Here is a 25,739-nt window from a genome sequence, read left to right as displayed (position 1 = left end):
GGATTATCGACGCTATATAGGGAACGAGCCCCTTTTCGCAATTGGAACTGGTCCTGTCCCGCATCTACCTCGATCACGCCGCCACCACGCCGATGCGCCCAGAGGCAGTGGTAGCGGTGACGGAAGGCATGGCGCGTTGGGCGAACCCGTCCTCGCCGCATGCCGAGGGACGCGCGGCGCGGGCGGCGCTGGAGGACGCGCGGAAGCGGATCGCCAAGGCGCTGGACTGGCCGTATCACGTAATCCTGACGAGCGGCGCGAGCGAGTCCGCGGCGCTCGCGATGCGGGGTCGACCGGGTATCGGCGTGGCAGCGGTCGAACACGATGCGGTTCTCCGAGCGGCGGAACAGCCGGTGATGCTGGAAGTCGATGCCGGCGGTATCGTCCTGAACGGAGAGGGCGCCGAGACGATCGCGCTGCAGTCCGCGAACAGTGAAACCGGCGTGCTGCAGGAGCGACCTACCGGCTTCTGGATCGCTGATTGCTCGCAGACCGCCGGCAAGCTCCCACTCCCCGAAGCCGAACTCATCATCGTCTCGGCTCACAAGCTCGGCGGCCCCCCAGGCATCGGTGCGCTGCTGGTTCGCGATCTCGGCATGCTCGACCCGACTGGCGGGCAGGAGCGAGGCTATCGCGGAGGCACCGAGAACCTCCCCGGCGCGCTCGGTTTCGCCGCCGCGCTCGAAGCCCCCCGCGACTGGTTCGCCGACATGCCGGCCCTCCGCACCACGCTCGACGAAGCGATCCTCTCTGGGGGCGGTGAGACCCTCGCGCACAAATCCCCCCGCATTCCGACGATAGCCTCCTACCGCATGCCCGGCGCAAGTTCGGCGGCCCAGTTAATCCGCCTCGACATGGCCGGGTTCGCCGTCTCGGCCGGCAGCGCCTGTTCGTCCGGCAGCATGCGCCCGAGCCACGCCCTCGCGGCAATGGGCTATTCTCCCGAAGCCGCCGCCGAAGTCGTCCGCGTCAGCTTCGGCTGGACCACGACGGCCGAAGATGTCGCGAAGTTCGCCGAAGCCTGGACGCGCATCGCCACCGATATAAGGCGGGCCGCATGACCTACCTCGACTACCAAGCGACCACCCCGCTCGCGCCCGAGGCGCTCGCCGCGATGCTCCCCTGGCTCGAATCGCAGCACGCCAACCCGCATTCCCCCCACCGCGAAGGTCGCCGCGCCAAAGCCGCCGTCGAAGTCGCCCGCGATCAGGTCGCCGCGCTGCTCCCCGCCGGTGGCCGCGTTGCCTTCACCAGCGGCGCGACCGAGGCGCTCAACTGGGCGATCAAGGGCACGATCGGCCCGATCCTCACGCTCGCCACCGAACACGCCGCCGTCCTCGATACGGTCGCAGCGGAAGCGGCGAGGGGCGCCAGATCACGATCCTCCCGGTCAACCCAGACGGCGTGGTCGACCTCGACCAAGCCCGCGCCGTAGTCCAACCCGGCACCGGTCTCGTCGCCGCGATGCTCGTCAACAACGAGATCGGCGTTATCCAGCCGGTCGCCGCGCTTGCAGAGATCGCCCACGCAGCCGGCGCGCTGATGCTCTGCGACGCGGTGCAAGGCTATGGCCGGGTGCCAATCCCCGACACCGTCGATCTCCTCGCGATCTCCGCACACAAGATCCACGGCCCCAAGGGCATCGGCGCGCTCTGGATCCGCGACGGCATCGACCTCGCCCCGCTGATGCACGGCGGCGGACAGGAAGCGCCCGGCCGCTCCGGCACGCTGTCGCCCGCGCTCTGCGCAGGCTTCGGCGTCGCCGCGCACCTCATGGCCGATCGCAAGGACCAGGACGCCGCGCACATCGACCGCCTCTGGTCGCTCGCGCTCGACCGCCTCGGCCCCGGCTGGACGATCAACGGCTCGACCGACCACCGCTACCACGGCAACTTCAACATTCGCCGTGAGGGCCTGGACGTAAACCGCCTGATGTCCGATCTACGCGACATCGCCTTCTCCGCCGGCTCCGCCTGCGCCAGCGGTTCGGGCCGCTCCAGCCACGTCCTTCGCGCGATCGGCCTCACCGAAGCCCAGGCACGCGCCAGCATCCGGCTCGGCTTCGGCCGCTACACCACCGAAACCGAACTCCGCGACGCGATCGATGCGATCGTCGCCGCAGCCGAGGCGCAATGGCCATGATCGTCCGCTTCATCGCCCGCGACGGCACCGTTACGCTGGCCGCGGCAAGCCCCGGCGACCGCCTGCTCGACGCAGCGCAGGCGCATGACCAGCCGCTCGAAGGCACCTGCGAAGGCCAGCTATCCTGCGCGACCTGCCACGTCATCGTCGATCCCGCCGATTTTGCCCGCCTGCCACCGGCAAGCGAGGACGAGGAGGACATGCTCGATCTCGCGCACAACGCGACGCGCACCAGCCGTCTCGCCTGCCAGATTCGGCTGACGGACGCGCTCGATGGCTTGACCGTGCGCATACCCGGTTAGGTCAGCAAAGCTTACAGGAAGACAACGGCCGGTTCAGGAAACGTCCACCGCCGGAAGCGGATTATCTCCTCATCGCCTCAATGTACGAGGTCTTGAGAGGAGTACCGGACATGAAGATCATCGCAATGTTCGCCGCTGGCGCGTTGGCCGCGGGAACGCTGTTCGCTTCGGCCCCCGCCGATGCCCAGCGCCACGGCTGGGACGGCCCGCGCGGCGGCCCCGGCTGGCATGGCCCGCGCGGCGATCGCGGCTGGCACGGACGGCGCGGCTGGGACGGCCCCCGTCACGGGTATCGCGGATACCGAGGCGGTTATCGAGGCGGCGGCTACGGCTATCGCGGCCCGCGCGGTTACGGCCGGTCGCGCGTCGTTTGCCGGATAGAGCGTGGCTATTACGGCCCGGTTCGTCGCTGTTTCCACCGCTGATACGGAACCGTAACGACCGCGCTTAGTTTGTTAACATAGGTTGTCGGGTTTTGCAGAACCCGCACCAGCAGGAGAATATCATGAAGTTGTTCACGCTCGCCGCCGCCGGTCTCGTCGCGCTCACCGGGCTTGCCCCCGTCGGCATCGCCGCCGAGGCTTCGGCCCAGCGCACGGTCGTCCATGAGCGCACCGTCGTCCGCCACACCGATCGCCGTCCCGGCTACCGTCGTCACGTCGTCCGCACGCGACAGGTCTGCCGCAACGTGTACCGCAACCATCACCGCCAGCGCGTCTGCCGCACGGTCCGCTATAACCGCTAAGCTCGGTTCGCGCTAAAGCGGCTTGATCATCCCGCCCGACCCCGCCATATGCGCCGCGGGAGTCGGGCGGACGTGGTCGTCGCCAACTTGGTCAGATCCGGAAGGAAGCAGCCACAACGACCCAGCCACGGGTCGTCCCGGCTCCCACCGCGAATGCCGGAATACTGGCATGAGCGCGGCCAGCGGTGCAAAGCACCGTCTGACGATGCGGCTTAGCCGCAGCGCACTTCCCATCTAAAAAAACCGATAGCACCCCAAACCGCGGATCCCCATGTTCGCGTGAGAATAGGGCGCGAGGGAACAGAAAGGGTTCGCTAGCCCTTCGACACCGCCTGTCAAACCGCCTATATCGACCGCAATGTCAGATTCATTCGACCTGGGCGAACCCCCGCAGCCAGCCAAAGCGGCGGACGTCGCCTACCGCGTGCTCGCGCGCAAATACCGACCGCAGACCTTTTCCGAGCTGATCGGGCAGGACGCGATGGTCCAGACGCTCGGCAACGCGATAAAGCGCGACCGGCTTGCGCACGCCTTCCTGATGACCGGGGTCCGCGGCGTGGGAAAACCTCGACCGCCCGCCTGATCGCCAAGGCCCTCAACTGCATCGGCCCCGACGGCGAGGGCGGCCCGACGATCGACCCCTGCGGCGTCTGCGAACCCTGCCGCGCGATCGCCGAGGGCCGCCATATCGACGTGATCGAGATGGACGCCGCAAGCCATACCGGCGTCGATGACGTCCGCGAGATCATCGACGCGTCACGCTATTCGGCGGTCACCGCACGCTTCAAGATCTACATCATCGACGAAGTCCACATGCTGTCGAAGAACGCGTTCAACGCGCTGCTGAAGACACTGGAGGAGCCGCCGCCGCATGTGAAATTCCTGTTCGCGACGACCGAGGTGAACAAGGTGCCGGTGACGGTACTCTCGCGCTGCCAGCGGTTCGACCTCCGCCGCATCTCCGCCGAACAGCTCGCCAAGCACTTCGCCTGGGTGTCGAGCGAAGAAGGCGTCGTCGCCGATCCAGAGGCGCTGATGCTGATCGCGCGCGCCGCTGAAGGTTCGGCGCGCGACGGGCTGTCGATCCTCGATCAGGCGATCGCGCATGCCGGGCTCGAAGGCGGCGGCGTGACCGCGGACGCGGTGCGCCAGATGCTCGGCCTGTCCGATCGCGGTGCGGTGCGCGATCTGCTCACGCTGATCCTCGCCGGCGACGGGGCAGGGGCGCTCGCCTCGATGCGTCGCCAATATGATTACGGCGTCGACCCGCTGTCGGTGCTCCGCTCGCTGCTCGAAACCGTCCACGGCATCACGCTAACGAAGGTCGGCACGCCGGCGGACGCGGCGCAGCCGATGGAGGAGCGTGCGGCACGCGAGGAATGGGCGGCATCGCTCGGCTTCCCCGCGCTGCACCGGTTGTGGCAGCTGTTCCTTAAGGGTCATGACGAGGTCGCCAAGGCCGCGCTGCCGATCGAGGCCGCGGAGATGGCGCTGTTGCGCGCGATCTACGCCTCGACGCTGCCCGACCCCGGCGAGCTCGCGCGGCAGATCGCCAGCGGAGCGGCCCCCGCGGCTGCACCAACGGCACCGCCGCCACCTACACCCCGTCCGGCGAAGCGCCGCCCTGGAACGCTGGTTCCGCTGCGAAGGCGCCCGAATCCGTCGCGACCGGCCCGATCCTGCCGCCGACGTTCGAAGCGCTGGTCGATCTGCTCGACGAATCGGGCGGCCTCGCGATCGCCGCGCGCCTTCGTCACGGTGCCCGCGTCGTAAGCTATGCGCCGCCCGAATTCGCGCTCAGCGGCAGTCGCCCGGTCTCGGCCGACACGCTCGCCGAACTCAACACATTGTTAAAAACGGTGACGCGGACGGCGTGGAAAGTGTCGATCGTCGACGCGCCCGGCGAGCCTACGCTGCGCGAGGCACAGGACGCCGCCGACGCCGCGGTGCGTCAGGCTATTCTCGAATCCCCCATCATGAAGGCCGCGGTGGCAGCGTTTCCCGACGCCCAGCTAGAATCGTGGCCCGGTCAAAGGAGCAACGCATGAAGAATATCGATGAAATCCTCGCCATGGCGCAGAACGTCCAGAACGAGATGGAAAAGGCGCAGGCCAATCTCGACACGATCGAGGTCGAGGGCGCGTCCGGTGGCGGCCTTGTCAAGGTGAAGGCGTCCGCCAAGGGCCGTATCATCAACATCGCGATCGACGATTCGCTGATGCAGGTGAGCGAGAAGCAGATGCTCGAGGACCTGCTGACTGCGGCGTTCAACGACGCGCGTGCCAAGGCGGATGCGGTGTCAGGGAGCGAGATGTCGAAAATGACGAGTGGCCTGCAACTGCCGCCAGGCTTTAAGCTGCCGTTCTGAACCAAATCGGGTTCGTTTCGGGGCGGGAACAATCGCTCTTCGGCCGGCGTTGCGCTCTCCAGTAATCAGGGAGAGTCAAAATGGCCGAAGAGCGTATCGTCGAAACCCCGACCACCCACACCACGATCATCGAACGCCGCAGCGGCGGCAGCGGCATGCTGATCGGCATAGTCCTGCTGATCGCAGTCCTGATCGGCGGTTATTACCTGTTCAGCCGCCAAGGCGCGCAGAACAGCAAGGACGCCGCGATCACCTCGGCGGCAAAGAGCGTCGGCAGTGCAGCCGACAAGGCCGGTGACGCGGTCGAGAAGTCGACGCAGTAAAGGCTCCTAGCTGGTTTCCCTGCGAAGGCGGGGACCCGGACTGTTCTCCCGCCTGCGCGGGAGAACAGGGGGCACCTAGATCCGTCCGCCCTTCGTCATCCCAGCGAAAGCTGGGATATCCCTCCACGGCGCGCACGATGCGCCACGTGGATACCCCAGCTTCCGCTGGGGTGCGGGTCTCGGTTTGGGTATTCCTAATTCAGGATTGCAGACAGCTATCCAACCCGTCGTTCCGAACCACCGAAACCCGCCGCGACAGCGTGTTCCCATGCTTCCGCACGAAACCATGAGGATCGATCGCCGCCCGCTTCTTGGGCAACGGCAAGACGGCGGCAATCCGCCCCGCCTCCGTCGGCGACAGCCGCGATGCATCGTGATTGAAATACCGGATCGCCCCGGCGTTCGCGCCGTACGTCCCGATCCCGGTCTCGGCGATGTTGAGATACACCTCCATGATCCGCCGCTTCGGCCACAGCGCCTCGATCAGCACGGTGAAATACGCCTCGAACGCCTTTCGCAGATAGCCGCCACCCTGAAACAGAAATGCGTTCTTCGCGGTCTGCTGGCTGATCGTCGAGCCGCCGCGGATCCGCCCGCCCTGCGCATTGCGCGCCGCTGCGCCCGCCATCGCCTTGAAATCAAAGCCGTGATGCGAACAGAACCGTGAATCCTCGCCCGCGATCGCCGCGCGCGCCATGTCGGGGTCCATCTCGGATAGCGGCATCCAGTCCTTCGTCACGCCGTGGCCATTGAGCACGTCGCCCATCATCGTCCAGGTGAACGGCACCGGCACGAACCGATAGATGCCGACCCAGGCGACGGTAATCAGGACGAACCCGAAGACGATCTTGGCGAAAATGCGGAAGAAGCCCATCGGCGCTCCTTATGCGATCGTAGCAGGCTCGCCAATCACCGCGCGCGCGGCCGCAACGCCGGTTTCATACGCCCCATGTGCGGTGGAGAAGTCGAACGAGTGGCATGCTTCGCCGGCGAAGTGGATCCGGCCGTCGACGGAGGCAGCGAGGACGGCGCGCTGCCCGGCCCTGCCAATTCGCGCATGACTGTAGCTGCCGCCGATATTGGGTTCGTGCCGCCAGCGGGTTGCAGCGAGCGGGGTGAAGCGCTTGCGCCAATCGCTGCCGAGCAGGCCGACAAGTGCGTCGATCGCGAACCGCGCGGCGTCGCGGTCCTCCAGCATCTCCGCGCAGTCGCCGCCGAAGAAGCTCTCGACGATCGGCCAGCCGAACGGCGACAGGCGGTGGCTGGCGGTGCAGGCGCTGTATGGATTGCCCACCAGATGCGCGTTTGTCGGCCATTCGGGGCGGTCGACAAGGAGAAATACCTTGTCCGCGAGCCCAAGCGGGAGGTCGGCGGCGGCGGCATGCTTGTCGGGGAGGGGTGGATCGAAGACGATCTGCGACTTGGCGAGGACGGTGGTGGGGACGCAGACGATGACGTGGTCCGCCTCGATCGTGCCGGCGGGGGTGTCGAGTTTGATGCGATGGCCGCTGTGATCAATGCGCGTTACAAGCGTCGAGAGGCGAACGTTCAGGCTCGTGGCGTGACTGGCGACAAGCGTGCCGTAGCCTTCCTTCACCGTCCAATTATCGTCGGTCGAGGCTTCCTCGTACGCTGCCCAGTCGTGGAGCGAGACCTCGCTGAGGTTCGCACCATTTGCGTAGCCGGAGATCGCGTCGATCTTTGGGCGCCATTTGTCGTTGGGGCCAATGAAGTCGGAGAGAGGGCGGTCGGCACCTTCTAGGGCAGCGAGAGCGCGCTTGTTCCAGGTTGCGTACGCATCGGCGGATGAGGCTTGGTCTGCGGGCGAGAAGCCGAGATCGCGCCACTGGGTGCGCCAGTTTGCGTCGGAACGATCTACGGTGAAGCCAGAAGTCTCAGCGATGTTGGTCCATGGGTTGCGTTGGGCGGAGTGTAGCCAGCCGCAACCGGCGTCGACATGGTCCCCCGCGAAGGCGGGGGCCAGTCTGGGCCCCCACCTTCGCGGGGGATCAAGCAGGCTAAGGGTAGACTTTTGGCTCTGCCGCCCAGACGATCGCTGGCCTCGACCAACAACACATCATGACCCGCATCGTGCAAAGTCCGCGTCGCAGCGATACCGGCCGCACCGCCGCCGATGACGACGGTGCGTACCACGTTAAGCCGCCAGCAGGCGCTTTTCGCCGGCAATGCGCATCATCGCCTTTTGCAGCTTCTCGAACGCCCGCACCTCGATCTGCCGCACACGCTCGCGCGACACGCCGTAGACCTGCGACAATTCCTCAAGCGTCTTGGGATCGTCGGTCAGGCGGCGCTCGGTCAGGATATGCTGCTCGCGCTCGTTAAGGTCGTCCATCGCCGACACCAGCATCGAGTGGCGAACATCCGCCTCCTGCGCATCGGCGACGATCTTGTCCTGCAACGGTGCGTCGTCCTGCAGCCAATCCTGCCACTGGCCTTCGCCGTCCTCGCGCATCGGCACGTTGAGCGACGTATCCCCGCCCATCGCCATGCGACGGTTCATGCTGACGACGTCGGTCTCGGCGACACCCAGATCGGTAGCAATCTTGGTAACGTGCTCGGGGCGCAGATCACCGTCCTCGAATGCGTCGAGACGGCTCTTCATCCGGCGCAGGTTGAAGAACAGCTTCTTCTGCGCCGCGGTGGTGCCCATCTTCACGAGGCTCCATGAGCGCAGGATATACTCCTGGATCGAGGCACGGATCCACCACATCGCGTAGGTGGCGAGACGGAAACCGCGCTCGGGCTCGAACTTCTTCACGCCCTGCATCAGGCCGATATTGCCCTCGGAGATCAACTCCGACGTCGGCAGGCCATAGCCGCGATAACCCATCGCGATCTTCGCCACGAGACGGAGATGCGAGGTTACCAGCTGCGCCGCGGCTTCGGTGTCGCCATGCTCCTGAAAGCGCTTGGCAAGCATATATTCCTGCTCGGGTTTCAGGAGCGGAAATTTCTTGATCTCGGCGAGATAGCGATTGAGCCCTGCTTCGCTGCCGAGCGCAGGAATCGTCGCTGGAACGTTGGAGCGGGCTGCCATGGTCGTAATCCCTTTCTGCTGACCCCGATTGCCGCACTGCGGCATGGTGTCGATTATCTATACGTCAAGCTGGGTGAACAGTTCCTGCATGTCTGCGGGCATTTCGCTTTCGAACGCCAAAGCGATGCTATTCACCGGATGGATGAACCCCAGATACGCCGCGTGCAAGGCTTGCCGGCGGAAACCGAGCGTTTCGAGCAGCGACTTCTGAGCTTGATTTGTTCTACCATAGACCGGGTCGCCGAGCAACGCGTGACCGATCGACGCCATGTGCACACGGACCTGATGCGTCCGCCCGGTTTCGAGCCGACACTCGATCAGTGTTGCCTTGTGCAATGCCTTTATGGTCGAGAAATGCGTCACCGCGCGCTTGCCGCCTTCGACGATCGCGATCTTCTTGCGGTTCTGGGGACTTCGCGCGAGCGGCGCGTTGACCGTACCGCTCGGCGGGCGAGGGATACCACCGACGATCGCCTTGTAGCGGCGGTCGATGCTGTGGTCGTGAAACTGCTTGGCGAGACCCTCGTGCGCGCGGTCGGTCTTGGCGGCGATCATCAGCCCCGACGTGTCCTTGTCAATGCGGTGGACGATTCCCGGCCGCTCGACACCGCCGATGCCCGACAGATTGCCCGCGCAGTGGTGGAGCAGCGCGTTGACCAATGTCCCATCGAAATTGCCCGCGGCGGGGTGAACGACGAGGCCGGCGGGCTTATCGATCACGATCAGATCGTCGTCTTCATAGGCGACGACGAGCGGGATATCCTGCGCTTCGTTGTGGAGCGGCGTTGGTGGCGGGATCGCGACCGCGAACACCTGGCCGGTCGCCGCCTTCTTCGCCGAATCGCGCCATTCGCGACCATTGAGCGTGACCTGGCCCGCCGCGATAAGTGCCTTAAGCCGCTCGCGCGACATGTCCGGCAGCACTTCGGCGAGCGCACGATCGAGCCTCCAGCCATCCGTGGCCGGCGTGATCGATGCTTCGACGATGGAAACCCCCGGTCCATGTCGTAGCGATGTGGCGATGAGCGTGACGATTTCAAGCGAAGTGCTGACACAAGTTGTTGCCGCGGCGACCGCGTCGCCCGACGCGGAAATTTGTGGGCTGCTGTTCGGGACGGCGAGGCGGATCGAGGCGGCGGAGGCGTGCGCGAATGTCGCGACCGATCCGGCGCGGACGTTCGAGATCGATCCGAAGGCGTTGTTCGCGGCGCATCGACGAGCGCGGGGGAGGGCCCAGCGTGGTCGGGCATTATCATTCGCATCCGTCGGGTTTGCCGGTTCCGTCTGCGCGTGATGCGGCGCAGGCTATGGGGGATGGGGCGATCTGGGTGATCCTTGGCGGGGGTGAGGCGCGTGCGTGGCGATCGGTCGAGATGGGCGCGTTCGTCGAAGAGATGATTGACGATACGTAAACCTCACAACCCGTCATCCTGACGAAAGTCAGGACCCAGGGTTAGCCGGGGCAACATTCTTGGCTCTGGGTCCTGACTTTCGTCAGGATGACGGAGGGAGGCACGTTAAGCCCGTTGTGAGAGTCGGCGAGCGCGACCCTTGCGCGCCGTCCGCACCCCCGCCACAAGACGCTCCAGAATTAGGGGATTTTCATGACGGTCAGCCCGGTCGATTTCGCGAGTCTGCTGTGTTCGCGCCTGTGCCACGACCTGCTGTCGCCGGTGGGGGCGCTCAACAACGGGCTGGAACTGCTCGCCGACGAGACCGATCCGGCGATGCGCGAGCGCGTCATGCAATTGCTGGCCGACAGCGCGCGCGCGTCCGCCAGCAAGCTGAGGTTCTTCCGACTGGCTTTCGGGGCGGCCGGCGGGTTCGGTGAACTGGTCGACACGCACGAGGCGCGCAATGCGATCGAGGGGCTGGTTGCCGAGAACAAGCGGATCACGTTCGTCTGGGCGGTCGAGGCATCGGCGATGCCCAAGTCGGCGGTCAAGGTGCTCCTCAACCTCGTCCTGATCGCGACCGAGTCGCTCGTTCGGGGCGGCACGATGGAGGTCGGTGGCGAGGATAACGAGGGCCAGCTCGAGATCGTGGTGAAGGTCGAGGGGGGACGGATTGTACTCGATCCCGAGATCCGGCGGACACTGGTCGAAGGCGCGGGCGCGCATGCGGTCACGCCGCGCGCGGCAGCGGCGTACATGATCAACACGCTGGTGACCGATGCAGGCGGCACGGTGATCGTGTCCGAACCGGCCGAGGGGATCATGATCTTCGGCGCCGTCTTCAACGCGCGGTAAAGCGCGCGGTCTTCCGCGATCCCTTTGGCGGGGAGGATTGAGAAGTCGAGCTAACGGCCTCTTAACCTCCGCCATGCATGACAGGCCTCGAACGCGGGGCTCGCATGGACGATTTGCTACAGGAATTCATTGCCGAGACGCGCGAAACGCTGGAGGCGATCTCCGGCGAGATCGTCGCATGGGAAGCCGCGCCCGCCGACCAGGGGCGTCTCGACGCGATCTTCCGCTTCGTCCACACCGTCAAGGGCAGCTGCGGGTTCCTCGATCTGCCACGCCTCGCGCGCCTCAGCCACGCTGCGGAGGATGTTCTCGCCGCGGTCCGCGATGGCAAGCGCACGCCTGATACTGCGCTCGTCAACGCGGTCCTGGGGATCGTCGACCGGATCGGGGCTATCGTCGAGGCGATCGCCGCAGGCGCATCGCTCGACAATTCCGACGAGGACCTGTTGATCGCGGCCCTCGCGCCCGATGCACAGCCCTGCGCGCAGGCCCCTGCCGCCCCGCAAAATCGTGCCGTCAGCCGCAGCGTCCGCCTGAATGTCGACCTGCTCGATCACATGATGAGCGGCATGTCCGAGATGGTGCTGGCGCGCAATGAGCTCGCCCGCCGACTGCGTGACAGCGATGTCGATCCGCAGGTCGAAGCGGCGCTCGAACGGTTGTCGCTGACGGTTGCCGACATGCGCGACACCGTCACGCGGACGCGGATGCAAAAGGTCGATGCGCTGTTCTCGGCACTGCCTCGGCTGGTTCGAGACACCAGTGCGGAGCTCGCCAAAAGCGTCGACCTCGTGATCGAGGGCGCCGATGTCGAGCTCGACCGCGAGATGATCGAGCTGATGCGCGACCCTCTCGGCCACATCATCCGCAACGCGATCGATCATGGGATCGAGACGCCGGCCGAGCGGCGTGCCGCGGGCAAGCCGATGACCGGACGACTAATCGTGTCGGCGCGGCAGTCGGGCAACCAGATCCTCATTGAGATTGCCGATGACGGCAAGGGCATCGACGTCGCGCGGATCGTCGCCAAGGCGGCGGAAAAGCGCTTGTACGGCGTTGCCGAGCTTGCGCTGATGAGCGAGGCGGCAAAGCTCGATCTGATCTTCGCGCCCGGTCTGTCGAGCCGCGACACGGTGACCGCGATCTCGGGTCGTGGCGTCGGCATGGACGTCGTGCGCGCCAATATCGAACAGATCGGTGGACGCGTCGTGCTGACCAACGATCCGGGTCGAGGCTTGCGGATCGTCATCCATGTGCCGCTGACTCTGTCGATCCTGTCGACGATCATCGTCGGCGTCGGCTCGCAGCGGTTCGCGCTGCCGCGCCAGGCGATCGAGGAAATCGTCATGGTTCGCGGCGATCAGGTGCGGATCGACACGATCGGTGATGCTGCCACCGTCACGGTACGCGGCAAGCGGATGCCGCTGGTTTCGCTCGGCCACCTTCTCGATCTGAATAGCGACGCGCCGCCGACGTTGGTGATCGTCTCGACGCGTGAAGGCGATTACGCACTCGGTGTCGATACCGTGCTCGACACCGAAGAGCTCGTCGTCAAGCCTGCCTCTCCCGCCGTGATGGCGACCGGCGTCTATGCGGGCAAGACCTTGCCCGACAACGGCCTGCCGATGCTGTTGCTCGATGCCTCCGGGATCGCGGCGGTCGCGGGCCTGCGTTTCACGCCGGTCGCGTCGGTTTCTGCACAGGTCGAGGAGGTCGTGCCGGGTGTGCCCGCCTTGCTGTTCGACGATCTCGATGGCCAGCGTCGGGCGATCGCGCTGGCGGTTATCGATCGCGTCGAGCCGGTCCCGACCGACGCGATCCGCTGGTCGGGCGGGGCGATGCGCCTGTCGGTCGGCGATACGATCATTCCCCTCCATGCGGTCGCCGAACTTGGCGCGCGCACCGAGGTGGCCGTGTTGCGGCTGACCGACGGCGAGAGCGAAATGGCGTATGCGATTGCCGAGGCGATCGAGATCGTCGCGCTGCCTGCCGAGATGGCACCCGCACGGGGCACCGGGCCGATTGCTGGGGTCGTCTCGATCGCCGGTGAGCAGATCGAGCTGGTCGATCCGCATGCGCTGTTCGCGGGCCAGCCGGTGACGCTGGCGTCGCTGCCTGTATGTCTGTTGCAGGTCGATGGATCGGGCTGGATGGAGACGTTCCTGAAGCCTGCGCTCGAGGCGTCGGGCTATCGCTGCGTCACGGCGCTGGCGGCGGGCGAGACCGCCGCGGTGGCGCTGGCGATGGAGGACGCGCCGGTCCGCGATACGATGGCGCCGGTGGTGACGCTGCGGCGGACGCGGACCGCCGATCACGACGACGATGCGAGCATCTATCGGTACGATCGGCCGGCATTGATCGCCGCACTCGCGGCACGGAGGGCGATGTGAGCGAACTGTTCCTGGTGGCGCATATCGCGGGTCGCGGCGTCGCGATCGCCGCCGCGCAGGTCGACTCGGTGGTGGATATCGGCGAGATCGTCGCGGTACCGCGGGCGGAGGCCTTTGTCCGCGGACTGGCGGCACTGCGCAGCCGGGTGGTGACGGTGATCGATACCGGTACCGCGCTGGGGCTGGAGCCGACCCCGGATGGCGCGAGGCGCGCGGTCATCACCGCCGTCGAGGGCCACCATTACGCGATCCTGGTCGACTCGGTCGAGGACGTCGCGCCGATCGCTCGATTGCCGCTATCGTCTGGATTGGCGCTGCATCGTGGTTGGGCCTCGGCGGGCATCGGCATCGTCGAGCGCGATGGCGAACCGCTGCTGATCCTCGATCTGGCGGCGGTCATCTCCGACACTGCACTAGCCGCCTGAATTTTCTCTCACTTAACCGGGTGCTTACGCTTTTCTGCGTAGACCGTCCCAACGATTTTCCCCGGAAGGCTTTCCATGAAGACCTGTCTCGTCGTCGATGACTCCAAGGTGATCCGCAAGGTCGCGCGTCACATCCTGGAGACGCTCGACTTCACCGTGACCGAAGCCTGTGACGGCCGCGAGGCCCTGGCATCGTGCTTGGCGTCGATCCCCGACGTGATCCTGCTCGACTGGAACATGCCGGTGATGAGCGGCTTGGACTTTCTGCGCGCGCTGCGGGAGGCCGACATCCCGAGCCGTCCGAAAGTCGTGTTCTGCACGACCGAGAACGGCATGGCGTATATTCGCGCGGCGATCGAAGCGGGGGCGGACGAATATGTCATGAAGCCGTTCGATCGCGACACGCTCGAATCTAAGCTCCAGATCGTCGGCATGGCCTGATCCGGCCCGGACGATGGCCAGTCGCTCCCCTCCAGTTCCGCGGCTCGATCGAGACCATGACGGCCAGTCTATCGACGGGTTCGCACGAGTCCTGATCGTCGATGACTCGGTGGTCGCCCGGGCGGTGATCGCGCGACTGATCGACGCCAGCGATCGCTTTTCGGTCGTCGGCGCGGTCGGTACGGCCAAGGCGGCGCTCGAGTTTCTGGCACGCGCGACGGTGGAATTCATCTTGCTGGATATCGAGATGCCGGGCGTCGACGGCCTGACCGCGCTGCCGGATCTTATTGCCGCGGGGCAGGGGGCCAAGGTGCTGATCGTGTCGTCCTCCGCCGACGATGGCGCCGCGGCGTCGGTCCAGGCGCTGGCGCTCGGGGCTGCCGAAACGTTGATCAAGCCATCGGCGGGTGCCCTGTCCGGCCGGTTCGGCCTGGCGCTCGTCGGCAAGCTCGAACGCCTGTGCGAACGTCCGGCGCTGATGCCGCCCGCGATACTGGTCCGCCCGCCGGCTTCGGGCCCGAGGCCAGCGCATCCCGAGCGACGGCCGGCGCAGTCGGTATCGGCCTCGCCCCGGGTCCGGGCAGTGACGAGCGACGAGTACGACATCGTCGCGATCGGCGCCTCGACCGGCGGCATTCATGCGCTCAGCCAGCTTTTTCGCGAACTTCCGACCGGATTTCGTCTGCCGATCGTCATCACGCAGCATTTGCCGGCATCGTTCATGCCCTATTTCGCCGCGCAGATCGCCCTGATCGCCGGCCGCCCGTGCGAGGTAGCGACCGATCGATTGCGGGTGCGTCCGGGCCGCATCATCGTCGCGCCGGGCGATGCGCATCTAAAATGCGTCGCGCTCGGCGCGGATGGTGCGGCGTTTCGCCTCACCCAGGATTTCGCCGCCAGCGGTTGCATGCCGTCGGTCGATCCGATGCTGGCGTCGATCGCCGAGGTCTATGGCTCGCGCATGATCGCGATCGTTCTCAGCGGAATGGGGCGCGACGGGGCAGAGGGCGCGCGTCGCGTTCACGATCTCGGCGGGTGCGTCGTTGCTCAGGATCAGCAAAGCTCGGTTGTCTGGGGTATGCCGGGCGCGGTCGCGGCAACGGGTGTCGCCGATGCAGTCTTGCCACCCGATGCGATCGGTCGCCTCATCGCGACGCGGCGCCGGCCATGACGCTCGCCAAGTCCATGCCGATCGTTGCGTCGCAGACCGCGATCAACGTGCTGACCGCGCTGCTCGAGGCACGTACCGGCCAGCAGATCGCGGCCTATCGTTCGTGGCGGCTTGATACCGCGCTGAAACCGCTGCTGCGCGACCGGAAGCTCGACACGCTCGACCAGTTGGTGACGCAGTTGCTCGAAGGTAGCGACCGGCTGATCGGCGACCGGATCGTCGACGCGCTGGTCAATCAGGAAACCTCGTTTTTCCGCGATGCGCTGGTTTTCGATCAGCTGGTCGAGGCGGTCGCTGCGGCGCAATCGGACCGTCGCCGCGTCCGGATCTGGTGCGCGGGGTGCTCGACCGGGCAGGAGCCGTTGTCGCTGGCGATGGTGTTTGCCGAACGACATGCCGCGAGCGGCGCGCCGATGCCTGAAATCATTGCCACCGACGTGTCCGAAGCCGCGCTAGCGCGGGCGCGGGCGGGGCGCTTCTCGCAATTCGAGATCCAGCGCGGGCTGCCCGTACGGCGGATGATTCGCTGGTTCGATACGACCGGCAGCGACTGGGTGGCGAAACCCGAGTTGGTCAAGCTGATCACCTTTCGACGCATGAACCTGGTGTCCGATCAGCCCCCGCCGGGGCGGTTCGACATCATCCTGTGCCGCAACGTGCTGCTGTACCTGTCGACGGAAACCAAGACCGGCGTGTTTCCCAAGTTCGCGGACGCGCTCAACCCGGGCGGCAAGCTCGTGCTCGGCGCCGGTGAGACGGTTATCGGCCAGACCAGCGCGTTCGAACCAAGCCGCGAATTCCGCGGTTTTTATCAGGTGAACACCAAACACCCCCGCACCCGATCCACGGGCTGAACGTGAGTCACGGCACGGTGTAACTGCAAGAGACCGGACTCCAGCGCGCGGTGCCGCTGATGATACACGCCGCGCCGATCATCCGACCGTTCGCCGGAGCCTATTACGTTGGCAGTCCGTTAACGCTATTGATGTCGGCAGGCGGTGGCCTGACACTATGCGGTGTCGCACGCGTCGTATCCGTAGGGCGCGGAGTGGGGTCGGCGTGGCCGAACGGCGTGAAGGGAAGCTGGCTTGAAGTTTATCGAGACACCGTCACCAAATTTCGACGATCGTTCGCTGCCCATCACAATGATCGTGCTCCACTATACCGGCATGCAGGACGGCGCGTCGGCGATCGCCCGGTTGCGCGATCCGGCGGCGAAGGTGTCGTCGCATTACCTGGTCGAGGAGGACGGCACGGTCCTGCGGATGGTCGCGGAAGATAAGCGCGCCTGGCATGCCGGCCGCTCGCATTGGCGTGGGAGCGAGGACATCAACTCGGCAAGCATCGGCATCGAGATCGTCAATCCTGGTCACGAGTTCGGCTATCGCCCGTTCCCCCCGAACAGATCGCATCGGTCGTAGCGCTGGTCGCGGAGATCAAGGACCGCCACGAAATTACCCGCGGCAACATCGTCGGGCATTCGGACATCGCGCCGACCCGCAAACGCGATCCGGGCGAACTGTTTCCGTGGCATGAACTCGCGCGACGGCGGCTGGCGCTGCCCAGGCCTACCAAGAACCTTATGGATCCTGGCTGGACCGAGGGCGGCTTTTGCTTGGCGCTTGAACGCTTCGGCTACGACGTCGAGAACCGGATGGCGGCGACGATGGCGTTCCAGCGCCGCTTCCGTCCGGAATTGGTCGATGGTGAAGTCGACGCGGAATGTCGCTGCATCCTGCTCGCATTGCTGCTTCCCAAACCGATGGGCGACGACTAGGGGTCTGCGCGCCAGAGGGTCGGGCGGCCGCGGGTGTTTTCGGACACGCGAGGAAAGTCCGGGCTCCGCGAAACGACGGTGCCGGGTAACGCCCGGCGAGGGTGATCTCAGGGAAAGTGCCACAGAGAGCAGACGGCCAACCCTCGGCGCAAGCCGGGGCGGTCAGAGTGAAAGGGTGCGGTAAGAGCGCACCGCGCGCCTGGTAACAGGGGCGGCACGGCAAACCCCACCGGGAGCAAGATCGAATAGGGGTGGCACATGGGCTTCGTTTCAGCTCGTCACCCGGGTTGATTGCTTGAGGCGGCGGGCAACCGTCGTCCTAGAGGAATGGTCGCCTAACTTCCGTATCGAAGGATCGGAAATGGACAGAACCCGGCTTACAGACCCTCTGGCATCCTTCCCCGAACCATTGCAGACTGCGGCGGAACTACGTCGGGGGAAGTGATGCGTTTCGGAAATTTCGGCGTGCTGAGTGTTGGCGTGATGGCGATGACCGCAGCGTCGGCGCAGACGGGGGCTCCGCCAGCGACCACCACCGTACAACAGGATTTCGACACCGCCGCGGCGCTTGATGCGAAGGGCGACAAGCCCGCCGCGCTCGCCGCGTGGCAGAAGCTCGAGGCGCGCACCAAGCCCGGCTCGCGCAGCCGCGGCGTCGCGCTGATCCGTAAAAGTGCCGCGCTTTTCAAGCTCGATCGGTCCGACGATGCGGTGACCGCGGCGCGCGCCGGGCTTGCCTTGTTGCCGGCGAGCGATGCGACGCTTGCCGAGGATCGCTGGCGGGCGAATTATAATCTCGGCATCATTGCGGAAAACGCGCTCGACTACGCGGGGGCGAGCGATTCCTACGCGAGCGCCGAGACCGCCGCCGATACGCCCGACCTGAAAGTCGCATCGATGCTGGCGCTGGCGAACACCAAGACGTTTACCGACCCCGCCGCCGCGGATGCCGCGCTCGCCCGCGCGGATGCGTTGCTGAAGCCGCTAAAGACTGATGGCAAGCTGAAGGCGCTGGTCGCGCGTCGTCACGCGATCCTGCTGCTCAACCGTGGCGCCTACGAACCGGCGCGTGCCTATGCGGTCGAGGCCGTCAAGCAACTCGGTGGCCTGACCTCGCAGACCGACGTGACCGACGTTTCCGCGCGCTCCGATGCGGCGATCGCTTCGCTGCTGGCAGGCAAGGCGGACGACGCGCGCCGCTACATGGCGATGACCGGGGCGGGCCGGCTGACCAAGGGCGAGTTCGATCCGGCAGTACAGATGGACGTCCCGCCGTGCGGTGGCGAGGCCGATCTGCGCCCGGCGGACATGGCGGTCGTCGAGTTCACGATCGGCGACGACGGCGTGGTGAGCAGGGTCTCGCCGATCTATGCGGCGGGGGGCGGTGCGGTTGCGCTGGAGTTCGCGCGCGCGGTTCGCGACTGGTCGTGGACGCCCGAGCAGGTCAAGGCGCTACCGGCGTTCTTCCGCTACAACGTCCGGATCGAGATGCGCTGTTCGACCGCGTTCGAGCGTCCGTCGATCACCAAGTTCCTCGACGCCGACATGGCGACGTGGCTCGAATCGAAGGGGCTTGCGCTGCCGAACGAGGAGCGCGGCGCGGATGCGGTCGCCGTCGTCCGCCAACGCGCGGCGCTCGCCGCAGCGGAGGCGAAGTCCGGCGCCACTTCGCTCGCCGCGCTGCCACCGCTTTATCAACTCGTGAACAATGCGGTGGTCGGGCGCGAGGAGAGCAACGTCCTCGCACGGCGGGCGCTCGCGATCGCCGAGGCGCAGGGCGCGCCGCCGACCGCACGGCTGCCGCTGGACATCAGCGTCCGCCAGACCGACAGCGCGGACAACTGGAAGAACGAAGTCTACGCGCGCGGGCTAACGCCGCTGCTGTCGGTCCCTGCGTACGCGAACGATCCCAAGGCGCGGTCCGCGATCCTGTTGCTGATCGCCGAGCGGACCCATTCGCGCAGTCGCCGCGCGGTGCTGCTGCAGCAGGTGGCCGACGACAAGGGGCTCGCCGCGAACGATCCGTTGCGGGTCGGTGCACTGATCCGTCTCGCGTCGCTTCAGCAACAGGCAGGCGAAACCGCAACCGCGCGCGCGACGTTCGAGCGGTCGGGGCTGGCCGCGAACCAGTGCGCGATCCTCGATGCGCCGCCGCACTTCCTGTCGGCGGGCGGCGTCTTCCCGAACGAGGCGATGGCCTGGGGCTTCGAAGGCTGGACCAAGACGCAGTTCGACGTCGATGCCAACGGCCGGGTACTCAACCAACGCGCGGTACTCAGCTATCCGCCGTTCGTATTCACCAAGGCGGGCGTGCAGACGGTGGCGGGCGCACGCTGGAGCAAGACCTTCCGCCCCGATGGCGGTGTCGGCTGCGGCGGGCTGTCGCAGCAGGTGCGGTTCAAGATGCCGGGGTGAAGTATTGCTTCACGATCCTCCCCCTTGTGGGGGAGGATTCGCCATCGCCTACACCAGCACTCGGTCCGGCCGCCCGACCTCCTCCAGCACGGTCGTCGAATCGATCTCCATCATCGGTTTGATCAGCCCGTCGCGGATGTCGTAGACCCAGCCGTGGAGCAGCACTTCTTGCCCACGCGCGAACGCCCCTGGATCGTCTTGGTACGCGCAAGCCGCACGAGCTGGTCGCGGACGTTGACCTCGACCAGCCGGTTGACCTTCTGCTCGCGGTCGGGCTGCGCGTCGATCTCGTCGGCATGATCGTGCAGGACGCAGCGCGCGGTCGATAGCCAGTCGTCCACCGGGCCGGTCGTGCCGCCGTCGAGCGTCGCGCGGATTCCGCCGCACGCATAATGGCCGCAGATGATGATGTGCCGTACGCCCAGCACGTCGACCGCATATTGCAGCACCGACATCAGGTTCGTGTCGTCATCCTTGACGAGGTTGGCGATGTTGCGGTGGATGAACATGTTGCCCGGCGGCGTCATCGTCATCTGCTCGGGCCCGACGCGGCTGTCCGAACAACCGATCCACAGGAACTCCGGGTTCTGGCCGACCAGCTGACGCTGAAAGAAGTCGGCGCTCTCCTCGATGATCTCGGCCGCCCACGCCTTGTTGGCGAGCAGGAGCTGCTTGTACTGCCTCATGCGAAACGGACCTCGGTCTGGGGGGCGTTGATCAGCTTGACCGTGCGCATCGCGAGGTCGCCGCGGATGAGCACCGTGATGCCGCGATACTGCGCGCCCTTGATGAACGCGTTGATGATGTCGACGTTATCGAGATCGACATAGCTGGTCGACGACAAGTCGATCAGCAGATTGGCGTTGTCAGGCACCTTGGCGAGTGCCTTCTGCAGTTCGTATTTGTGGATGAAATACAGGTTGCGGCGTGCGCGGACGAGGCAATCCTCGTCGTCGCAGGCAAAGGTAATCGCGGTACGGAAGTTGCGCGCGACGACGAACACGAAGCCGACCGCCAGGCCGATGACGATGCCTTCGAGCAAGTCGGTGAACAGGATCGCGCCGACCGTGACGACGAACGGGATGAACTGCGTCCAGCCCTGCTGAAAGCGTTCCTTGAACAGCTTGGGCTTGGTCAGCTTGTAGCCGGTCGCGATCAGCACCGCGGCGAGCGCCGACAGCGGGATCAGGTTGAGCACCGCGGGGATCAACGCGACGCTGACCAGCAGCCAGAAACCGTGCAGGATCGTCGACAGCTTGCTCTCCGCCTTCGAATCGACGTTCGCCGACGACCGCACGATCACCGAGGTGACGGGTAGGCCGCCGATCAAACCCGACAGGATATTGCCGCCGCCCTGCGCCATCAGCTCCCAGTTCTTATCGGTCGAGCGGCGGCGCGGATCGATCTCGTCGACTGCCTTGACGCTCAGCAATGACTCAAGGCTGGCGACGATCGCGAGCGTGACTGCGCTGCTCCAGACGATGCCCATCGTGATCCCGGAGAAGTCGGGAAAGGTGAACAGCGACGGGAATTGCGACAGCGTCTGCGTGATAGGGACCTGAACGAGGTGCATCGCCTGGAGCTGCCAGTCGGGCTTCACGACGCCCAACAGCATGTTGCCGAAGATGCCGATCAGCACGACGACCAGCGGGCCGGGGACGAAGCGCAAGGGGCCGTCCTTCGGCTTGGCGCCGTCCCACCAGAACAGGAACGCGAGGCTGATTGATGCGATCAGGATCGCCCCCGGCGTCACGGCCGCGCTCAGGCTGTCGAAGATCCGTGTGAAGGTATTGATGCCGTTCGCGGTCGTGAATTCGAAGATACCCTCGGCTTCGCGATCGAACCCGACGGCATGCGGGATCTGCTTGAGGATCAGGATCAGGCCGATCGCCGCGAGCATGCCGGTGATGACGGAGGACGGCACGAATTCGCTGAGGATGCCGGCGCGGGTCAGCGAGAAGCAAATCTGGAGCACGCCGGCGAGCACGACCGCCATCAGGAACATCTGGTAGCTCGGCATGCTTTCGATCGCGGTGAGCACGATCACCGTGAGGCCGGCGGCGGGGCCGCTGACCGATAGCGGCGACTTCGAAAACAGGCCGACGGCGATGCCACCGACGATCCCCGAGATGATCCCGGCGAACAGCGGCGCACCCGATGCCAGCGCGACGCCGAGACAGAGTGGCAGCGCGACGAGCGCGACGACGATGGAGGCGGGAAGATCCGCGCGCCACGTGGTAAGCTTTGGAATGAGAGTCGGCACCAGGGCTCCTGTCGCTAAGGTGTCGGCTGGGAATACGTCCGCACCGGACGCGTCTATCCATGCCACATGACAAATAGTTCATGTTCAGTAAGCGATGAACGGTGGCTGACTCAAGTTGGAATGTTGCGACGCGGAAGATTGTTCGGTCGCACGCGTTTGGGTTGGCTTTGCCGCGCACGGTTGCGTTGTCCGCGCGGACGCCTATCTCGGGCCGCTATGGCGAGAAGCACGACACGATCTTCCGACTGGGGTTTTCCACGCTGGCGCGAGTATGGCGCGAGCAGCGAGGCGGTGACCGTGCGGCTGTGCGACCGGCACGGCTGCAACGAGCCGGGCAATTGTCCTGCGCCGAAATCGCCGAACAGCCCCGATCGCTGGTATTTCTGCATGAACCACGCAGGCGAATATAATCGCGGGTGGAATTACTTCGAAGGGTTGAGTGCGGAGGAGGCCGCGGAACGGGAGGCTGCGGAGACGCGGACGGCCGACGGCTATACTGACCCGAAGCATTACGCCTGGGCAGGGTCGGGTGATGGCAGCCGCTCACGCGACGAGATGCGCGCGCTGGAGGTGCTGGACTTGGAGCCGGACGCGACGTTCGAGGACGTGCGCGCGGCATGGCGGCGCATGGCGAAGGCGAACCATCCCGACGTGCGACCGAATGACAAAGATGCTGCGAAGCGGTTCCAGGGCGTGCAGGCGGCGTATGAGGTGCTGAAGGCGGCCGAAGATCAGCGGACGTGGAAACCGGCGTGATCCGCGTTCTTGCCAGCCGCTGGCAGGGCAGCGTGCTGGTCTGTGGAAAGTGTTCGAAGAAGTTGGACGGCGGGTTTGGTGAGAAGGGGCGTACGCCTCTGGTCAAACTGCTGCGTCAGGCGCTTGGGGTGAAGAAGGGCCGCAAGGCGGACCGCGGCGTGGTCGAGGTCAAGTGCGTCGGCGTTTGCCCGAAGAACGCGGTGGTGATGGTTGATGGAGCTCGCCCCGATCGGTGGATGCTAGTGCCAGCAGGTGCGGAGACTGACGAGATCGTGGCAGTACTGACCGAACCCGGCGCCGCCTGAGCGATCCTCCCCCGCCAGGGGAGGGGTGGCCGGTGCTTGCCAGACTGAGGGGGAAGACAGGGCAACCGCTGTTCCGTGTCCTCCCCCTCCGTCGCCTTCGGCGCCACCTCCCCCTGGCGGGGGAGGATCGAAATCCTACCCCGCGTACCGCTCCGCCGTCTCCCGGATCAGCGCGATCATGTTGGGGATCCCCTGTGTCCGGTTCGAACTTAGCTGCTTGCTCAGATCGAACGCCGCCAGTTCCGCCTTGATATCGGTCGCGACGATCTCGGTCGGCGCCTGATCCTGCACGGTCAGCAACACCAGCGCGATAATCCCCTTGGTGATCGCCGCATTCGAATCTGCCAGGAAATGCAGCCGGCCATCGTCGGTCGTGGTCGGATACACCCATACCGACGCCGAACACCCGCGTACTAGCGTCGCATCGGTCTTGAGCGCATCCGGCATCGGTTCGAGCTCTTTGCCGAGATCGATCAGCAGGCGGTAGCGATCGTCGGGTTCGAGGAAGTCATATTCCTCGCGGATGTCGGTGAGAGTGGCCATGGAAGCGGCGGTTACTCCCGAGACGGCTTGCTCGCAACAGTCCGGCTAGCCATATGCTCGAACCCGAGACGATTGCATTGTGCCGAACTGAAATATCTACCTCAAGCCTCTTTCCGTCACCCCAGCGAAAGCTGGGGTCTCCCCGTTATGATGAAACCCCAGCTTTCGCTGGGGTGACGGTCCTGGGGAGGAGATGCCGGACAGAGGGTGCCGAGGCGGTCAGCCTCAGAGATCCACCCCGGCGGCGATCGCCTCGAGCTTCTTGATACGCTCCTTCAGATCAGCAATTTCGATCCGCGATCCGGTCGACACCGCGACCGGCATCCGGCCGTCCTGCGCGTGATCCAGTTCCAGTCGCCGCAGCGAGAGCCATCCGCGCCATCCGGCCAATCCGCCGGCGACGACCATCGCCAGCCCCGCAAGGCTCGCCAGCGCCAAGGTGATGTAAAGGTTCGGGTCGATCATGTCCGCCTCCTAGCGGTCGCGGAGCCGCTCGATCTCTCGGTCGAGATCGACGCTCTTGTGGTTGTCGGTGATCACGCGCTCCAGCACCTGGATGCGTTCCTTCATCTGCTGCACTTCGTCGCGCAGCCGCGCCGCCTCGGGGTCGTTCATCAGCGAGACGCCTTCGCCACGGCGCGCGCTCTTGTGGCGCGATTTGAAGATGCCGGTAATCATCACGATCAGGACGATCATCACGACCATCACCTGTCCACCATTCATGATCTTATCTCCTGTGTATTGGCTTCATTGAGCGGGGTTCGGCCAAGCGGGTGGTCGTCGCGCAATTGCTCGATGGCGTCCGACAACTCGATTTTGCGATCGGTGACGATCCGTTCGAGCACCCGGACCCGCTGTTCCAGGCGTTCGGTATGGGCGGCATATTGCGCGGACTTCTCGGCGGTCTGCGCATTGAGCGCGGTTGCCATGCGCTCCTTGTGCTTGATCCAGTCCTTGAAGACGCTGCTGCCGATCCCGAGGATGACCGGAAGTCCGATCACGATAAAGACGAGCAGGAAGATCGTGAAGTTGTTCATGATCCCTGTCCTCAGCGATCGCGGAGAGCGTCGATCTCGCGAGCGGTGCGCTCGGCGGGATCGGTGGCGATGCGTTCAAGAACCGCGATCCGCTCTTCGAGGCGCGAGACCTGGCCGGTCAGACGTTCATTCTCGCTGCTGAGCAGTTCGACCTTGCGATCACCCGCCGGGTCCTGCTTGTGCCCGCCGCCCCAGCTCATCGTGTTGCCCCAGTCGTCGCTCGGCGGATAGCCGTGCTTGGTACGGATCCAGTTGTTCGCGATCCAGCCGATGGTCGTGATCGCGATGATCGCAAGCACAAATCCAGGTCCACCCCAATGCATTGTCTGTCTCCCTGTTGACGCCGCGTCTCAGCGCAGGCTGTCGATCTCTGCCGCGAGGCTGTTGCTGTTGCGGCTGGTATAGTGTGTCTCGATGTCGGCAAGGCGGCGGTCGATGTCGCGGAACTTGCTGCGGACCTCGGCGGTCGAGCGCTTCGGGTTCGAGCGGACGCCCTGCCAGAACTTCGCGTCGTCGGGCGTCTCGTACAGGCCGATCGGCTTCTTGGGCGCCAACCATGCGGTGGCGAAGTAGCCGAGGATGACCCAGCCGCTGGTGGCGACAGCCAGCACAACCATGGCGACCCGGATGAGTGTGATGTCGACGCCCGTGTAATCGGCGATCCCCGAGCAGACGCCCTTGAACTTGGCATTCTGCTTGTCGAGGTAAAACTGTGTGCGGCTACCGGACATGTCAGTTTCTCCGTTCGAAGGGGCGGTCGGTTTGGCGGTCGCTGTCGCGATCGAGGCGGTAAGGTGAGTCAGACTGGGTGGTGCCGAGGCCCGGCTTCCAGTCGGGATTGTCGGCAGCGATGATCCGTTCGACGGTCATCACCCTGTCTTCGAGGCGACGCGCGAGCATCTGCATCTCATCGAGCAGCCGCTCGTCCTCGTCGGTGATCTTTGGCGCGGTCTTCCACTTGGTGACATAGTGGAGGATCACCCAGGGCAGCCCGACGAAGAGGGTGGCGCATACGAGTACGGTGTCCAT

The 25,739-nt window shown here is 65.5% G+C and carries 29 protein-coding genes, 2 other RNA genes and 4 pseudogenes; 21 read left to right on the top strand and 14 right to left on the bottom strand.

Features of this window, described 5'->3' with window-relative positions:
* The first annotated feature begins 47 nt into the window (after positions 1-47).
* The 9 genes and pseudogenes from QP164_RS08175 (at position 48) to QP164_RS08135 (ending at position 5,880) form a co-directional block, all read left to right on the top strand.
* Complete coding sequence (locus QP164_RS08175) at positions 48-1,061, top strand: cysteine desulfurase family protein (RefSeq protein ID WP_333924211.1); 1,014 nt, start codon at positions 48-50, stop codon at positions 1,059-1,061.
* Positions 1,058-2,142, top strand: a pseudogene (locus QP164_RS08170) (cysteine desulfurase family protein). The gene QP164_RS08175 and the pseudogene QP164_RS08170 overlap by 4 nt, the downstream one beginning before the upstream one ends.
* Positions 2,139-2,444, top strand: a complete 306-nt coding sequence (locus tag QP164_RS08165; RefSeq protein WP_132740791.1) for a 2Fe-2S iron-sulfur cluster-binding protein — start codon at positions 2,139-2,141, stop codon at positions 2,442-2,444. Before QP164_RS08170 ends, QP164_RS08165 begins: the two are co-directional and overlap by 4 nt.
* 110 nt (positions 2,445-2,554) lie before the next feature.
* Complete coding sequence (locus tag QP164_RS08160; RefSeq protein WP_333922820.1) at positions 2,555-2,869, top strand: hypothetical protein; 315 nt, start codon at positions 2,555-2,557, stop codon at positions 2,867-2,869.
* An 80-nt stretch (positions 2,870-2,949) separates the two neighbouring features.
* Positions 2,950-3,189: a hypothetical protein gene (locus tag QP164_RS08155; protein WP_093399187.1), complete on the top strand. Its 240-nt coding sequence runs from the start codon at positions 2,950-2,952 to the stop codon at positions 3,187-3,189.
* A 56-nt stretch (positions 3,190-3,245) separates the two neighbouring features.
* Positions 3,246-3,339, top strand: an RNA gene (gene ffs / locus QP164_RS08150) — signal recognition particle sRNA small type.
* 208 nt (positions 3,340-3,547) lie between these two features.
* Positions 3,548-5,237: pseudogene (locus QP164_RS08145) on the top strand (DNA polymerase III subunit gamma/tau).
* Positions 5,234-5,557 carry a YbaB/EbfC family nucleoid-associated protein gene (locus QP164_RS08140; protein ID WP_093399186.1) on the top strand — a complete coding sequence of 108 codons (324 nt, stop codon included), beginning with the start codon at positions 5,234-5,236 and terminating at the stop codon, positions 5,555-5,557. Before QP164_RS08145 ends, QP164_RS08140 begins: the two are co-directional and overlap by 4 nt.
* Positions 5,558-5,637: 80 nt before the next feature.
* Entirely contained in the window at positions 5,638-5,880 is a 243-nt protein-coding gene (locus QP164_RS08135) for a hypothetical protein (RefSeq protein ID WP_333922819.1), read from the top strand.
* Between the two features lie 199 nt (positions 5,881-6,079).
* Here QP164_RS08135 and mtgA read toward each other — a convergent pair whose 3' ends face one another.
* The 5 genes from mtgA to QP164_RS08110 form a co-directional block, all read right to left on the bottom strand.
* Entirely contained in the window at positions 6,080-6,754 is a 675-nt protein-coding gene (mtgA, locus tag QP164_RS08130) for a monofunctional biosynthetic peptidoglycan transglycosylase (RefSeq protein ID WP_333922818.1), read from the bottom strand.
* A 9-nt stretch (positions 6,755-6,763) separates the two neighbouring features.
* On the bottom strand, positions 6,764-7,570 hold the full coding sequence (locus tag QP164_RS08125; RefSeq protein ID WP_333924210.1) for a flavin monoamine oxidase family protein: 807 nt from the start codon (positions 7,568-7,570) through the stop codon (positions 6,764-6,766).
* Between the two features lie 185 nt (positions 7,571-7,755).
* Positions 7,756-8,034: an FAD-dependent oxidoreductase gene (locus tag QP164_RS08120; RefSeq protein ID WP_333922817.1), complete on the bottom strand. Its 279-nt coding sequence runs from the start codon at positions 8,032-8,034 to the stop codon at positions 7,756-7,758.
* Position 8,035: 1 nt separating this feature from the next.
* Positions 8,036-8,938, bottom strand: a complete 903-nt coding sequence (rpoH, locus tag QP164_RS08115) for an RNA polymerase sigma factor RpoH (protein ID WP_056048373.1) — start codon at positions 8,936-8,938, stop codon at positions 8,036-8,038.
* A gap of 57 nt (positions 8,939-8,995) precedes the next feature.
* Positions 8,996-9,961 (bottom strand): RluA family pseudouridine synthase, encoded by a 966-nt coding sequence (locus tag QP164_RS08110; protein WP_443027482.1) that lies wholly within the window; start codon positions 9,959-9,961, stop codon positions 8,996-8,998.
* On the opposite strand from QP164_RS08110, the pseudogene QP164_RS08105 reads away from it, so the two are divergent.
* From QP164_RS08105 to QP164_RS08060, 10 genes and pseudogenes are all read left to right on the top strand, one after another.
* Positions 9,960-10,350, top strand: a pseudogene (locus tag QP164_RS08105) (M67 family metallopeptidase). The gene QP164_RS08110 and the pseudogene QP164_RS08105 overlap by 2 nt on opposite strands.
* A gap of 192 nt (positions 10,351-10,542) precedes the next feature.
* On the top strand, positions 10,543-11,187 hold the full coding sequence (locus QP164_RS08100; protein ID WP_333922816.1) for a histidine phosphotransferase family protein: 645 nt from the start codon (positions 10,543-10,545) through the stop codon (positions 11,185-11,187).
* Between the two features lie 104 nt (positions 11,188-11,291).
* On the top strand, positions 11,292-13,577 hold the full coding sequence (locus tag QP164_RS08095) for a chemotaxis protein CheA (protein WP_132896804.1): 2,286 nt from the start codon (positions 11,292-11,294) through the stop codon (positions 13,575-13,577).
* A complete protein-coding gene (locus QP164_RS08090) occupies positions 13,574-14,002 on the top strand; it encodes a chemotaxis protein CheW (protein WP_333922815.1) in 429 nt (142 codons plus the stop codon). Before QP164_RS08095 ends, QP164_RS08090 begins: the two co-directional genes overlap by 4 nt.
* 75 nt (positions 14,003-14,077) lie before the next feature.
* Positions 14,078-14,443 (top strand): response regulator, encoded by a 366-nt coding sequence (locus QP164_RS08085; RefSeq protein WP_333922814.1) that lies wholly within the window; start codon positions 14,078-14,080, stop codon positions 14,441-14,443.
* A 13-nt stretch (positions 14,444-14,456) separates the two neighbouring features.
* Complete coding sequence (gene cheB, locus QP164_RS08080) at positions 14,457-15,614, top strand: chemotaxis-specific protein-glutamate methyltransferase CheB (protein WP_132896803.1); 1,158 nt, start codon at positions 14,457-14,459, stop codon at positions 15,612-15,614.
* A complete protein-coding gene (locus QP164_RS08075; RefSeq protein ID WP_333922813.1) occupies positions 15,611-16,468 on the top strand; it encodes a CheR family methyltransferase in 858 nt (285 codons plus the stop codon). Before cheB ends, QP164_RS08075 begins: the two co-directional genes overlap by 4 nt.
* Positions 16,469-16,759: 291 nt before the next feature.
* A pseudogene (locus QP164_RS08070) lies at positions 16,760-17,391 on the top strand (N-acetylmuramoyl-L-alanine amidase).
* 11 nt (positions 17,392-17,402) lie between these two features.
* Positions 17,403-17,787: RNase P RNA component class A (gene rnpB, locus QP164_RS08065), an RNA gene on the top strand.
* A 48-nt stretch (positions 17,788-17,835) separates the two neighbouring features.
* Positions 17,836-19,806, top strand: coding sequence for a hypothetical protein (locus tag QP164_RS08060; RefSeq protein ID WP_333922812.1), 1,971 nt, complete (start codon positions 17,836-17,838; stop codon positions 19,804-19,806).
* 122 nt (positions 19,807-19,928) lie between these two features.
* Here QP164_RS08060 and QP164_RS08055 read toward each other — a convergent pair whose 3' ends face one another.
* A complete protein-coding gene (locus tag QP164_RS08055; protein WP_333922811.1) occupies positions 19,929-20,492 on the bottom strand; it encodes a carbonic anhydrase in 564 nt (187 codons plus the stop codon).
* Positions 20,489-22,069: a SulP family inorganic anion transporter gene (locus QP164_RS08050; protein WP_333922810.1), complete on the bottom strand. Its 1,581-nt coding sequence runs from the start codon at positions 22,067-22,069 to the stop codon at positions 20,489-20,491. The genes QP164_RS08055 and QP164_RS08050 overlap by 4 nt, the downstream gene beginning before the upstream one ends.
* A gap of 216 nt (positions 22,070-22,285) precedes the next feature.
* Between QP164_RS08050 and QP164_RS08045 the strand changes: the two genes are divergently transcribed.
* Together QP164_RS08045 and QP164_RS08040 are read left to right on the top strand one after the other, a co-directional pair.
* Positions 22,286-22,825: a J domain-containing protein gene (locus QP164_RS08045; RefSeq protein WP_133031348.1), complete on the top strand. Its 540-nt coding sequence runs from the start codon at positions 22,286-22,288 to the stop codon at positions 22,823-22,825.
* Positions 22,822-23,130 (top strand): (2Fe-2S) ferredoxin domain-containing protein, encoded by a 309-nt coding sequence (locus tag QP164_RS08040; protein WP_333922809.1) that lies wholly within the window; start codon positions 22,822-22,824, stop codon positions 23,128-23,130. Before QP164_RS08045 ends, QP164_RS08040 begins: the two co-directional genes overlap by 4 nt.
* Positions 23,131-23,265: 135 nt before the next feature.
* Here QP164_RS08040 and QP164_RS08035 read toward each other — a convergent pair whose 3' ends face one another.
* The 7 genes from QP164_RS08035 to pspB all read right to left on the bottom strand — a co-directional run bounded on the left by QP164_RS08035 (position 23,266) and on the right by pspB (position 25,739).
* Positions 23,266-23,673, bottom strand: a complete 408-nt coding sequence (locus tag QP164_RS08035) for a SufE family protein (RefSeq protein ID WP_333922808.1) — start codon at positions 23,671-23,673, stop codon at positions 23,266-23,268.
* A 225-nt stretch (positions 23,674-23,898) separates the two neighbouring features.
* A complete protein-coding gene (locus QP164_RS08030) occupies positions 23,899-24,138 on the bottom strand; it encodes a hypothetical protein (RefSeq protein WP_132896795.1) in 240 nt (79 codons plus the stop codon).
* A 9-nt stretch (positions 24,139-24,147) separates the two neighbouring features.
* On the bottom strand, positions 24,148-24,396 hold the full coding sequence (locus tag QP164_RS08025) for a hypothetical protein (protein ID WP_132896794.1): 249 nt from the start codon (positions 24,394-24,396) through the stop codon (positions 24,148-24,150).
* Positions 24,393-24,710 (bottom strand): hypothetical protein, encoded by a 318-nt coding sequence (locus QP164_RS08020; RefSeq protein WP_132896793.1) that lies wholly within the window; start codon positions 24,708-24,710, stop codon positions 24,393-24,395. The genes QP164_RS08025 and QP164_RS08020 overlap by 4 nt, the downstream gene beginning before the upstream one ends.
* 11 nt (positions 24,711-24,721) lie before the next feature.
* Positions 24,722-25,033 (bottom strand): hypothetical protein, encoded by a 312-nt coding sequence (locus tag QP164_RS08015; RefSeq protein ID WP_132896792.1) that lies wholly within the window; start codon positions 25,031-25,033, stop codon positions 24,722-24,724.
* Positions 25,034-25,060: 27 nt separating this feature from the next.
* Positions 25,061-25,441: an envelope stress response membrane protein PspC gene (gene pspC / locus QP164_RS08010; protein WP_132896791.1), complete on the bottom strand. Its 381-nt coding sequence runs from the start codon at positions 25,439-25,441 to the stop codon at positions 25,061-25,063.
* Position 25,442: 1 nt separating this feature from the next.
* Entirely contained in the window at positions 25,443-25,739 is a 297-nt protein-coding gene (pspB, locus tag QP164_RS08005) for an envelope stress response membrane protein PspB (RefSeq protein ID WP_332754224.1), read from the bottom strand.

Origin of the sequence: Sphingomonas sp. LR59 (assembly GCF_036855945.1) — a bacterium.
In the GTDB taxonomy this organism is placed as follows: domain Bacteria; phylum Pseudomonadota; class Alphaproteobacteria; order Sphingomonadales; family Sphingomonadaceae; genus Sphingomonas.
Note: the sequence above shows the minus strand (reverse complement) of the source record. Positions and strands in the feature narration are given on the sequence as shown.